The following is a 12,235-nucleotide window of genomic DNA, read 5'->3' as shown; positions in this document are numbered from 1 at the left end:
GCTCAGAAGACCCCACTGTGCAACCAGAAAAGCGGCGAGCTGTTCTGTTCTCCCCGCAGCTACGCACAGGAGCAGAAAAGGCTCGCCGCCAGAAGGAGCTGGAGAGGACTAGATATCGTCTTCCTCTGCTTGCACGGTCTGAACTTCCTTATTGGTGTGCTTGGCGTGCTTGACGTCGGTGACGGTTACGCCATAGATGGAGCGGCCCAGATAAAAGGAACCTACCGAGCCGATGATCCATACACCGAAGCAGGCGATCAGTGCCTGGATGAGCAGCCACAGCGAAAAGCCATCGCGGCCAAAGTCCACGACTAGCTTGGCCACGATGATCAGCGGCACCGCAAGTCCCACGGTAGGGCCCAGCAGGTTGGCACGGGTCAAGGCATCAGGCGCTCGCCACAGAGACACCACCGTAGCGACCACCAAGAGGGTAGCGATAATAAGCAGGACCGAAGCGATAATTTCAGAGATGGCCATGGTTTATCGCCTACCCTTCGAAATAATGCGGGCCATCGATAGCGTCGGTAGCACACCGGCGGCAATGGCTCCGAGGAGTGCAATGTAATACGCCATCGGGGCATTATTCGTCATCGACCACGCTAAATACATGCAGATCATGCCGTAGAAAACGATATCCGAGGTAATGGCGCGGGTGAGCTCATCGCGCGTGCGAAGCGCCAGCAGCACGCCGCACCACGTGGCGATGCCCATGATGAATACGCATACAAATACGACCCAGCCGAACGGGGACAATGTGGCAAAGTCAATCATCGCTCGGTCTCCTTTCTGCGTTGTACGTTGCGGGCGCGGCGCTTTGGCTTTTCGACGTCCGCTTCGCTTTCTGAAAGCGGAGTGTCCTCCGCCCGAGCCAAGTCTGGCGAGCGCATATAACGACCGACGGACTCGAGCGGATACTCGTAGAAAGCCTCATCCAATTCTGTAGTCTCCCCTTGACCCGGGACTCCGTAATCGATGTCCTTAACCCGCAGGGCGAGGCGCTGTTCCATATCGGCAAGATCAGCGACGATTCCCGCTGGGTCAGATCCTTGGACGGCCTGTACCAGCACGATGCGGGGCAGACCCTTGCGGGGCGGTTCACGCAAACCGAGCGAGAGCGTGCCCGGGGTTGCGGTAATGGAAGACGTAAACCAGAAGATCTCCCAGGCGCTAGTCACGCGCAGTGGGTAACGAATGATAACCGGGTTATATTCGTTATCCGGTTTGAAGGCCGCCAGTGCCAAGCTAATGCCGGCGACGAAAATCTCCTTGATGAGCCACAATGCATACACAATTGCGTTCATTTAACGGCCCTCCTGGATTTCATCGATATTGGGAACGGCAATCGGCTCGTCGCCCAAGACGGTTTCAGTATATGCGTTAGTGTCCAAAAGCTGCTCCGCTGCAGCATCCACGACATCGAGGACGATGCCGGAGAAGATGAACATGCACAGCGAACCAAGGATGAGAGCGGCGGATGGGGCCATGAGCTTTTTGCGGATGACCAGTTCATCCGGAACCTTGTCCTCCGGCAGGCCCTTGCCCCAGAAGACCTTGCGCCACACGCGCAGCATGGCCAAGAAGGCAGCGAAGGAAGCGATGATGATGGCCGCGATAGCAATCCAGGCCCAAGCACCGCCCACGCGGGCAATCTCGAAAACAATCATCAGTTTGCCCCACATTCCCGAGAACGGTGGGAAGCCCACAACGGAGAATGCACCGGCAGCGAAAATCCACGCGATAATGGGGTCGCGGCGAGCAAGGCCGGAAAGCTTGCTGAGCAAGCCAGTGCCGTAGGTTTCCTCAATGGCACCAGAAGCCAAAATCAGCGAACCAACGGTCAGCATGTGGTGAATCGTGTACATGATGCCAGCTGCCAGTGCGCGACGTGGGTCATCAGAGGTAAACGCAAGCATGACCAAAATGAAAGGCATGCCGTTGAGCATCTGGTAGCCGAGGACGCGGCGGATGGAATTTTCAGCTAGGCCGCCAAAGGCACCGATCATCATGGAGATAATCATGATGACGATGATCAGCACATTCCAGCGCTGCTCCAGATCGAATAGCTGCACGTAGAGGCGGTAGAGCATGTAGACGGCCACTTTGGTGTGCAGGCCGGAAAACAGGCCCATCACCGCGGCCGAGGTCCCTGGGTAGGTGCGTGGCAGCCACGACTGCACGGGGAACACGCCGGCCTTGGCGGTAATCGCAATGAGGATCAAGCCTGCTGCCACGGTCACCGGCCCATTGCCTGCCGCTGCGCCCTTCAGCGCGCCCAGGTTAACCGCACCGGTAACCGAATACATATAACCCACGCCAACAACCAACAAGGTGGAGGCGAAAAGGTTAACCAAGACGAAGGCACGGCCGGCTGCCAAGCGCGACCACGTACCAGACATGGTGATAAGGCCATAAGACGGCAAAAGCATGACCTCAATAAAGACGAAGAAGTTAAAGAGGTCGGCGGTGAGCAATGCGCCGCACACACCAGTGATCAAGATCAGGGTGAGCGAAGGATAGTAGCGAGACTTAGTCTCTCCGCCCACAATGGCAAACCAGTTGGCACCAAACGCGACGATCATCGTAGTAATGATCATCAACGCGGAGAAGGCATCCGCCGCAAACGGAATACCCACATTGCCTTGGTAGAGGCCAACAGTATGGGCTACTACCCCATTGTTCATGGTGTAGATGAGCAGACCCAAGCCGGCGAAAATTCCAACGCCCGGGATGATAAGCATGATGGAATCGCGTACCGCACGCCACGGTGCCAGCAATGCGAAGGCCGCTGCAATCAGCGGGACCGCTGGAAATAGCGGAAGGAGTTGAGCTACAGCATCAGCCATTATTTGTCATCCTCCTTCTGTTCAGTTACCCCGCGTTCTGCAACGGGAGTGTTGTGGTCCACCTGACCAATTCGGTCAAGCTGATTGGTGGATTCCTCCAAAATTTGGCGATTTTGGGCGTCGCGTCCCAAGGTCGAAAAGGCATGGTCGATGGTGTTGTCATCAACTGGTTCCACCACATCGGTGTCGTCGTTCTTGCCCATGGCCGCCATCGTCAACAAGATGGTCGAGGTTGCCATGGAAATAACAACGGCGGTCAGCACGAAGGCCTGCGGCAGCGGGTCGGCCATCTGATCGTGCGGAACCTGGGATGGGAAGGACTCTCCGCGGTAGGAATACACGCCCGTAGCCAGCAGCATCAGGTTGGCACCGTGGCCAAAGGCCATCATGCCCAGCACGATGCGTACCAAGCCGCGCTGCTGAATGAGATAGACAGCACTGCCGATGAGCAAAGCAATAGTCAATGCAAGGATCATTACTTCTCCCCTCCCCGGATAGCCGCGGAGCGCTTACTCTTCCTCTTCGTCTTTGCTTCCGAAGGCGTCAGCAAGGCCAACGGATCGGTCGAAGGGTTGATCGGGTCTGGGTACGGATCGTCGACGTCTTCAAGCGAAATGCGTGGAGTCGTCGGCAGCGCGGAACCATCATCATGAACCCATGGCAAGAAGTCACGCTCCGTGCCTGGGCGCAGGTAGCCACCCAACGCGTTAATCGCCATGGTCAACATACCTAGCACCGCTAGGTAGATGCCCAAGTCGAAGATGAGCGAGGTGGTCCAGTGTTGGCCAAAGGCTTCGGCATGGATTGCAGCCAAGAAGCCACCATTGCCAATGCCGTGGTGCAAGTAACCTACAAAGCCGGCGATCAAGGCGGTGATGATGCCGATACCGGTCAGGTGAATCGGAGTCATGCGGCCGAAAACAATTTCATCGGAGCCACGGGACAGATAGATAAGCCCGATTGCTGCACCCATGATCAGCGCCGCGGGGAAGCCGCCGCCGGAGGCATTGTGCCCGCGGAAGAAAACGATGACGGACATAATGACCAACAGCGGGATAACAACGTGCACGCCCTTGCGCAATGGCACGGAGTTCAGCTGGGACTGGCCAAACGGCGCTGGGCGTGTACCCGACTTGAATGGGAACCGCGGCAACGTCGTAGTGATTGCTGCAATAACCACCGCAGCCATGCCCAGTACGGAAAGCTCGCCCAAGGTATCGAGTGCACGGAACTCCACGATGATAGTAGCGACAACGTTGTCGCCGCCGGTGATGTCCGGAGCATTGTCCAGGTACCACATGGCCAAATCGGAGCGCTCGTGTCGACCCATGAGTCCCCACACACCTAGGAACGCAGCCACGCCGGCCAAGACCGCAATGACGATGGAGCCGGTCTTGCGGGATTTGTTCTTCACCGGATGGAAGGTTTCTGGCAGGTAGCGCAGCACCATCATCATGACGATGACGGACAGGGCCTCCACCATAAACTGGGTCAGCGCCACGTCAGGTGCGCCCAGCAGGAACATCTGCAGGGTCACGCCCGAGCCGGCAATGCCAATCATGATGGCACCGGTCAAACGATTCTGGGTGCGAACCAGTCCAAACATCGCCAGGGCGATGATGCCCAGTGGCAGCAGGTCCCATGGGTTATCCAGACCATCCACCCGTGGTTGCAGCGCTACCCCGTCGACGCCATCGCGGATGAGGGTGGTGGCAGCCAGCACGATGATCAAAATGACAATCGGCAGCATGTGGCGGGATGGATTATGCGAGTCGGACATCTTGCCTAGGACGCGCCCCAACTGGGAGCAGCCCTTCATCAAGGAGTACAGCAAATCATTGCCGCTACGCGGCATGAACTCGTGGGCTTCAAAGCTTGCCCACATCTTCTTGCGGGCAAAGATACCGGCAATACCGAGGATGAGGACCACTAGCGAGATAAGGAAAGGAACGTTGAGCCCGTGCCAGAGGGCAAGGTGCGAATGATGCTCCAATCCCACGGCAGCCACTGCATCATCGATCGGGGAATCAAAGAGCCCGAGCACAAATACCAGCGGCAGAGACATAAAGCCCGGCAAAGCTGCAGGTAGCCACAGCGACACTGGTGCTTCATGGACATCTCCCATGTCGCGAGGTCCGTCAAAGAAGGCGCCGAAGACAATCTTTGCGGAGTAAGTAAAAGTAAAGAAAGCACCGATACCGGCAACGATGAGAAGGATTACCTGGCCCGCACCGCCAATCGGGGCGTCTTCAAACGCGGTAAGCATTCCTTCCTTGGACACAAAGCCCAAAAGCGGTGGCACCGCAGCCATCGAGGCTGCACCGATTACTACGGAACCGAAGGTCCACGGCATCTTATTCCACAGCGGTCCAAGGCGGCGAATATCGCGCGACCCAGCCTCGTGGTCGATGACGCCAATGAGCATGAACAGCGAGGACTTAAACAGCGCGTGCGCCAGAGTGTGGACCAACGCTGCGGCGATAGCGAACGGGGTACCCACGCCAATGGTGGCAACAATCCAGCCCAGATGGGAGACGGTGGAATAGGCCGTAAGCTTTTTCAAATCCGTCTTCTGCACTGCAAATACCGCGGACATCACCGCGGTGCCCATGCCTACGACGATGAGCAACCAATTCCACACCGCCACATCGTGGAAGATGGTGGAAAAACGAATAAGCAGGTACACACCGGCCTTGACCACCGCTGCCGCGTGAAGGAAAGCCGATACCGGGGTGGCGGCGGCCATAGCCTCTGGCAACCAGAAATGGAATGGGAACTGCGCCGCCTTGGTAAAGGCAGACGCCGCAATCAACACGGCTACGGCTGCCGTTACTCCTGGGCGTTCCGTCCATACAGGGGACGCCAAGATCTCAGAAACGGTAGTCGTTCCGGTCACCGTCGCGGCGATACCCAAGCCGGTCAGCAGGGTCAATCCACCAATAAAGGTCAGGATCAGTGTGCGCTGCGAACCAGCCTCGCCGCCTGAACCGGAGCGAGCAATCAACATAAACGAAGCCAAGGAGACTAGCTCCCAAGCAAGGAACAAAACCACCACATCGTTGGCCAGAACCAGCAACAAGATGGACAGCGTGAACGCTGTCATCAAGGTATAAAAGCTGGTGTTGCCCTCATTCTTGGGCAGATAGGCCGCCGAATAAGTGAAAACGACGGCGCCAATGACCAGCGCCAACATAGCGAAAAAGATGCTCAACGCGTCCCCGCGGAGAGCAAAACTTACGTCGACGCCCGGTGCGATGAAATCACGCACCCAAGTGGCGTGGAAACTTAATTCCTCCCCGGCTGCAATGGCAGGAAATTCCTTGGCGATGAGGACCGCTGCAATAAGAAAAAGGCCAGCTAGTGGATAGCCTGCCTTTCGGTCAATAACCTTTACGGTTACCGGTGCCAAGATCACTGCCAGCGCCGCGAGGAGGACTGCATAAAGTAGCGTCACGAAATACTTGCCTCACGAACCTTGGTCTAGGTTTAATGCGAATTTCGCATTAAATACAGCCCTTTCAGGCTACCATTCCCACCAAGGTCAAACCACATTGCAGCACTCCCTACCGATTCATAAAAGGCAAGCACAACCGCCACAATTACGCTCGCAGGCAGAGAATTCACAGGCGCTCAGCAGGACTTATTCCCGCGCCAATTGCATAGGACTTTTTGCATAGTCTGCGAACTGACAGCGAGATGAGAGCGAAAAGAATTCGCGAGATTGCTGCACGCTATAACTCTCCCATGAAAACGAAGGACTCCCCCAGCACACCGTGGTGCACGTACGTGGCACCCGATATGCAGGGGGAGTTAGAAAGGTTAGCTGCTACTTCTCACCCAACAGGGCGTCGACGAAGCCTTCAACTTCGAATGGCGCGAGATCATCGGCGCCTTCGCCCAAGCCCACAAGCTTGACTGGAACACCCAATTCTTCTTGTACTTGGAAGACGATTCCGCCCTTGGCAGTGCCGTCCAGCTTGGTAAGAACCACACCGGTGATATCTACTACCTCGCGGAAGATTCGTGCCTGCGTAAGGCCGTTCTGCCCCACCGTGGCATCCAATACCAGCAGGACCTCGTCCACATCGGTCTTCTTCTCCACCACGCGCTTGACCTTGCCCAGCTGGTCCATCAAGTCCGTGGAGGTGTGAAGGCGGCCTGCGGTGTCGACCAAGACCACATCTACTTGCTGTTCCACGCCGGTTGCTACCGCATCGAAGGCTACCGATGCTGGGTCGGCACCTTCCTTGCCGCGCACGGTATCGGCGCCAACGCGGCGGCCCCACGTCTCAAGCTGATCAGCGGCCGCAGCACGGAAAGTATCGGCAGCACCCAAAAGGACCTTGTGGCCCATGGATACCAGCACGCGAGCAAGCTTGCCGGTGGTTGTGGTTTTGCCGGTGCCGTTCACGCCGACGACCATGACGATGGCTGGCTTGCCCTCATTCGGCATAGCCTTAATGGAACGATCCATCTCTGGGTGGCCTGCTTCAATCAGGCATTCGCGCAGCATGGCACGGGCTTCATCCTCGCTGGAAACGCCGCGCTCTGCAATCTTCTCGCGCAGGGAATCAGTCACCTTCATCGTGGACTTGGTACCCAAATCCGCCATGATGAGCGTATCTTCAACTTCCTCCCAGGCATCTTCATCCAGATCGCCTGCGGACAAAATTCCCATAAGCCCTTGGCCGATGGCATTTTGCGAGCGCGAAAGGCGCCCGCGCAAACGGCCAAGACGCCCACCGGCGGGTGCGATATCATCCTGCGGAGCTGGTGCTGGGGCAGGCTCACCCTTTGGAACTTCGGTCTGTTCCTTGGCAGCTTCGGCTGCACCGGTTTGCGCCTCGGCAGCGGCTGCGGCTTCTTCGGCTTCCTCGCGGTCGTCCACCCGCTCCTCGATGTCTTCCGCAGCATTGTCTTCAACAACCTCGTCGAAGACTGGGGACTCCTCTTCTACCTCGGCATTTTCCACGGAGACAACGTCTTCTGGAGTTTCCGCCTTTTCGGCAGCTGCCGGCTCTTCCGGCTTGGGTGCAGCTTCTGGCTGCTCAGCCGCTTCTGGAGTACGGTCCGTGTGCGATTCTTCGCTTTCCGACGCCCCAGCTGCCGCACCCGCTACGCCTGCCGCACCAGCAGCAGCCGCCGCCGCAGCGCCAGTTCCCTTGGACTGTGGTTTATCTGCCTTATCAGCGGAAGATTCTGCCGCCTGCGGTTTCTCCTCCGCTGGCGCTTTGACCTCGGCGGGCTTAGTAGGCTCTGCCGGTTTATCGGACTTCGCCGGCTTCTCCTGCTGAGGTGCCGGCTTGATTTCTGGTTCCTCTGCCACAGGCTTGTTTGCCGCGGCATCGGCCGTGGGCTGAGCAGACTGTGGCTTATCAGCCTGCGCCTGCGGCTTTTCCTTCGGCTGCGAGGTCTTGCCGCTGAGCTGCTTATTGGCGATATCAGTAGCATTCGGTTCTGCAGCGTTCGGCTCTGCCTTAGCTGCCTGCTGCGCTTGAGCCGGCTTGTCCGCCTGAACCGGGGCTTTCTGCGCTTCCTTAGCGCCGCCAGCAGGAGCGAAGTTAAAGCCGGACTTGGCTTGATAGTTGCCGGACTTTTGCTCCTGGGTCAGCTGCTTCGGTTCTTCCTCAGCAGGCTTATCAAAGGACACCTTCTTGGCGTCGCCGCGCTTTTTGCCGATTACCACGAGAAGAATAATCAGCACGATGACGACGATCGCAATGCCGATCCATAACCATAAAGAATTCATGCCTCTATAGTGCCAGTCTTCTCAGCTCGCGGCACGCCGAACCCCCTCCTATAGCGGGAAGGGGTCCTGCGGGAAGTGGACGAACCCCAGGCTACTTCCCCGCCTCGTCACCGCGGGGAGCATCTACACCCAAGCGAGTAGCATCCTCGCTGGCTTGCTCCGTTCCGGGGGCGCTGCCTGCGGGATTCATGCGCTGCGAAATCACGCGAGTAACACCATCGCCGCGCATGGTTACGCCATAGAGGACGTTGGCGACATCCATCGTCGGCTTTTGGTGCGTAATGACGATGAGCTGCGAGTCTTTACGCAGCTCCTCGAAGAGGGCAATGAGGCGGCGCAGGTTGACGTCATCAAGCGCTGCCTCAACCTCGTCCATGACATAGAACGGGCTGGGGCGGGCGCGGAAGATAGCTACCAGCATCGCAAGGGCAGTAAGCGACTTCTCGCCACCAGATAGCAAGGACAGGCGCTTGACCTTCTTGCCCGGTGGGCGCGCTTCCACCTCGATGCCGGTGGTGAGCATGTCCTCCGGCTCTGTGAGGATGAGGCGCCCCTCGCCACCGGGGAAAAGGGTCTGGAAAACCTTTGGAAATTCTGCTTCGACGTCGTGCCACGCATCGGTAAACAGCTGCAAAATCTGCGCGTCTACATCTTCGATAACACCCGCAAGATCCTTGCGAGCTTGGATGACATCCTCCAACTGAGTGGAAAGGAAGGAATAGCGCTCCTCCAAAGCCTTGTATTCTTCCAGCGCGAGCGGATTGACCTTGCCTAGTGAATTGAGGTCCTTTTCTGCTTGCTTCAAGCGCGCGTTTTCCGCCCCGCGGTCGAAATCTTCGCCTGGAGTGTAGTCCTGCAAGAGATCCGAAATCGCAATGCCCAGCTGTTCCACAATCTTGGCTTCCGCTTCGTCCACACGCACCTGCGCTTGGGAGCGAGCAATTTCCGAGTCATGGGCGCGGTTGGTCAGCCGGTCCAGCTGCTGCCGCGCGGCCGAGACGTGTTGCTTGACCTGCTGTAGCTGCGAGTTGAGGGAGGTGCGCTGCGCAAAGTAGTCATCGCGCTCAGAGGTAGCGCGCTCAAGCAGCTGCGTGGCGCGCGCGGCCAGATCGCGTGAATGCTTGGCTACCGCACCAGCCAACTCGCCCTGGGCCTTGCGCCGCGCCATGGCCTGCTCGTGGCGGGCTTTGGCTTGGCGTTCATGCTGCGCTTGGCGACGCAACGCCTCGCCTTTACCCGCTACCTGACCCACGTGGTCTTGGGCCGAGCGGGCCGCCACCTGCGCCTCCATTTCCATGGACTTGACCTGCTCTAATGCAGCGGAGGCCTCGTCGCGCTCCACCGAAGAGGGCTCGTCGGGCTGCTCGTCCGCATCGACGCGGGCGAGCCTATCGCGGGCGTCGGCAAGCTGCGTGCGGGCTTCGGTGAGCTTGACCTCGATCTCGGTCGCCCGCGCCGCGGCCTTCTCGTGCTCGTTCTTATTGGCCTCGTACTGCTTAAGCAAGCGCTGGTGATCGCGCTTCCACGCATCAACTTCAGTATCGTGCTCGCGCAAGGCAGCCTTCGCCGAGGCTGCAGTCACGCGGGCATCCTCCGCAGCGATCTTCGCGCCCTCGAGCGTGCCGGAGAGTTCTTCCAGCTCCTGCGTGGCGGATTCCAACTGCTCCTCTGCCTCCGCGATGCGAGCGGAAACCTCAACGGTGGATGAGGCACCGGTGCCCACTTCTACCCAACCTTCACCCAGCACCACGCCGGATTCGGTGACGGCACGCAGGCGGGGGTCCTCGGCGACCAACTTTTTCGCCTCCGCGACATCGGAGACGAGCACGACATCCGCAAGGAGGCGGTGCAGCGCTGCAGAGACTTCTGGGACTACTGCAATGTGGTCGAGCAACCACGAGGCGCCTGTGGGCAAAGTCGCATCCACGCGCCAGGAAGTGGCGGGGGCGGCCACGGAGACGTCGATAAGCGCGGAGCGCGTGCCCTTTTCCAAGTCTGCAATGAGCTGGGCAGAAATCTCGCCCGCTTGGGCCTCTGCAAAAGCACCCAACGCGGCAGCTACCGCGGTCTCGTACTTGGTGGTGATGAACTCGGCCAACGGTTGGAACTGCTCGCCTACATCAATCTTTTCCGGCGCAGTCTGAGCCAAGGTATCGATGCGGGAACGCAAGGTATAGACGGTGCGCTCACGTTCGCGTTGCTCGTCGCGAAGCTGCTCCAAACGCTTATCGGCTGCACCCGATTCACTGGCCGCCCGCACATGGGCTTCCTCGAGCGGCTCACGCTCGCCGGCCAAAGACTGCAGCTTATCCGCCACCTCATCGGCTTCTGCCTGGGCGGCTTGGGTGCGCTGCTTGGTAGAAGTCAGGGTCTCCTCTTGGCGCACCAGCTCCTCTTCGGCCGAAGTAACCTGGCCTGCCGCCTTTTCCTCTGCGGCGATGAGGCGGACGACGCCCTCGCGCCTATCCGCAATGGCACGCAGCTGCGCCATGTGCTCGCGCTCAGCGGCCTCGAATGCCTCACGGCGCTCTGCTACCTCTTCGCGGATAGCCTCCAGGCGTTCCGCAGCCTCCTCCGCTGCGGCGAGAAGCTCTGCATGTTCTTCGTCCGCGCGGGCAGCCCGTGCCTCTAGGTCATCCGGATCCTGGCCAGAATAGGCCACCTGTGCGCCGGCATTGGCCGCTCGTTCCTCCGCGATACGCAGGGTCGCGGAAATGCGCTCGGAAAGTGTGGACAGATCGAACCACAGTTTTTGGGCAGCATCCGCCTTGGGGTTTACCTCCTCTAGCTGGGCTTCCACTTCTAGCTGCGAACCTGTTGCTTCTTCCAGCTGCGCGGTAACTTCTTCTACCTGCTCGGCTAAGACCTCTGCCGCGCGCTCGGCCTCCTGGAACTTGCTGCGCAGGCGCACCACCCTATCTCCTGCCAGCCGCAGGCGGGCGTCGCGCAGATCAGCCTGCACAGTGGCGGCGCGCTGCGCGGCCTCAGCCTGGCGGGCCAAAGGCTTGAGCTGCTTTCCCAACTCATCAGTAAGGTCCTGCAAGCGATCCAAATTGGCCTGCATGCCGGTGAGCTTGCGCTGCGCTTTTTCCTTGCGGCGGCGGTGCTTGAGTACACCCGCGGCTTCTTCGATATACGAGCGCCGATCCTCAGGCCGCGATTCTAGGATCTCAGAAAGCTTGCCTTGGCCAACGATGATGTGCATCTCGCGGCCAATACCGGAATCAGATAGCAGCTCCTGAATATCCATCAGGCGCGCTTTGGAGCCATTGATTTCGTATTCGCTGGCACCATCACGGAACATGCGGCGGGTGACCGACACTTCCGAGTATTCGATCGGCAGCGCACCGTCCGCATTATCGATGGTGAGGGTGACCTCGGCGCGCCCCAGAGCCTTGCGGTCGCCGGCGCCGGCGAAGATGACGTCCTGCATCTTTCCGCCGCGCAGCGTCTTGGCGCTTCCCTCACCCATAACCCAGGCCAGGGCGTCCACCACATTGGACTTGCCGGAGCCATTCGGTCCGACGACGGCGCAAATTCCGGGCTCGAATTTCAGAGACGTCGCCGACGCGAATGATTTGAAGCCTTTCAGCGTCAGCGATTTCAGGTGCATTTGGGTAAGTTTAGCAAGCCTTGAACGCAG

The 12,235-nt window shown here is 58.9% G+C and carries 8 protein-coding genes; all 8 read right to left on the bottom strand.

Annotated features, from left to right (window positions below; translation table 11 throughout):
* Nucleotides 1–108: 108 nt before the first annotated feature.
* The 8 genes from ACKFRY_RS06910 to smc all read right to left on the bottom strand — a co-directional run bounded on the left by ACKFRY_RS06910 (nt 109) and on the right by smc (nt 12,205).
* On the bottom strand, nt 109–477 hold the full coding sequence (locus ACKFRY_RS06910) for a Na+/H+ antiporter subunit G (RefSeq protein ID WP_005325266.1): 369 nt from the start codon (nt 475–477) through the stop codon (nt 109–111).
* A 3-nt stretch (nt 478–480) separates the two neighbouring features.
* The gene (locus ACKFRY_RS06905) at nt 481–771 is read right to left on the bottom strand and encodes a cation:proton antiporter (RefSeq protein ID WP_005328765.1); all 291 of its coding nucleotides are present in this window, start codon (nt 769–771) and stop codon (nt 481–483) included.
* The gene (locus ACKFRY_RS06900) at nt 768–1,301 is read right to left on the bottom strand and encodes a monovalent cation/H+ antiporter subunit E (protein ID WP_408922536.1); all 534 of its coding nucleotides are present in this window, start codon (nt 1,299–1,301) and stop codon (nt 768–770) included. Before ACKFRY_RS06900 ends, ACKFRY_RS06905 begins: the two co-directional genes overlap by 4 nt.
* Nucleotides 1,302–2,843, bottom strand: a complete 1,542-nt coding sequence (locus ACKFRY_RS06895) for a monovalent cation/H+ antiporter subunit D family protein (RefSeq protein WP_408922535.1) — start codon at nt 2,841–2,843, stop codon at nt 1,302–1,304. It abuts the gene before it with no gap.
* Nucleotides 2,843–3,319 carry a sodium:proton antiporter gene (locus ACKFRY_RS06890; protein ID WP_250410016.1) on the bottom strand — a complete coding sequence of 159 codons (477 nt, stop codon included), beginning with the start codon at nt 3,317–3,319 and terminating at the stop codon, nt 2,843–2,845. Before ACKFRY_RS06890 ends, ACKFRY_RS06895 begins: the two co-directional genes overlap by 1 nt.
* Nucleotides 3,319–6,297, bottom strand: a complete 2,979-nt coding sequence (locus ACKFRY_RS06885) for a DUF4040 family protein (RefSeq protein WP_408922534.1) — start codon at nt 6,295–6,297, stop codon at nt 3,319–3,321. Before ACKFRY_RS06885 ends, ACKFRY_RS06890 begins: the two co-directional genes overlap by 1 nt.
* Nucleotides 6,298–6,669: 372 nt before the next feature.
* Nucleotides 6,670–8,592 (bottom strand): signal recognition particle-docking protein FtsY, encoded by a 1,923-nt coding sequence (gene ftsY / locus ACKFRY_RS06880; protein WP_408922085.1) that lies wholly within the window; start codon nt 8,590–8,592, stop codon nt 6,670–6,672.
* A 91-nt stretch (nt 8,593–8,683) separates the two neighbouring features.
* Nucleotides 8,684–12,205, bottom strand: coding sequence for a chromosome segregation protein SMC (gene smc, locus ACKFRY_RS06875; RefSeq protein ID WP_408922533.1), 3,522 nt, complete (start codon nt 12,203–12,205; stop codon nt 8,684–8,686).
* Nucleotides 12,206–12,235 lie beyond the last annotated feature (30 nt).

This window comes from Corynebacterium tuberculostearicum, assembly GCF_046097255.1.
Taxonomy (GTDB): domain Bacteria; phylum Actinomycetota; class Actinomycetes; order Mycobacteriales; family Mycobacteriaceae; genus Corynebacterium; species Corynebacterium tuberculostearicum_J.
This window is presented reverse-complemented; position numbering and strand designations above follow the sequence as displayed.

What these genes read in the sequence shown, in the direction of transcription:
- ACKFRY_RS06890 (WP_250410016.1), bottom strand. Translation starts at nt 3,319, where the DNA reads ATGATCCTTGCATTGACTATTGCTTTGCTCATCGGCAGTGCTGTCTAT.
- smc (WP_408922533.1), bottom strand. Translation starts at nt 12,205, where the DNA reads ATGCACCTGAAATCGCTGACGCTGAAAGGCTTCAAATCATTCGCGTCG.
- ACKFRY_RS06905 (WP_005328765.1), bottom strand. Translation starts at nt 771, where the DNA reads ATGATTGACTTTGCCACATTGTCCCCGTTCGGCTGGGTCGTATTTGTA.
- ftsY (WP_408922085.1), bottom strand. Translation starts at nt 8,592, where the DNA reads ATGAATTCTTTATGGTTATGGATCGGCATTGCGATCGTCGTCATCGTG.
- ACKFRY_RS06910 (WP_005325266.1), bottom strand. Translation starts at nt 477, where the DNA reads ATGGCCATCTCTGAAATTATCGCTTCGGTCCTGCTTATTATCGCTACC.
- ACKFRY_RS06895 (WP_408922535.1), bottom strand. Translation starts at nt 2,843, where the DNA reads ATGGCTGATGCTGTAGCTCAACTCCTTCCGCTATTTCCAGCGGTCCCG.
- ACKFRY_RS06900 (WP_408922536.1), bottom strand. Translation starts at nt 1,301, where the DNA reads ATGAACGCAATTGTGTATGCATTGTGGCTCATCAAGGAGATTTTCGTC.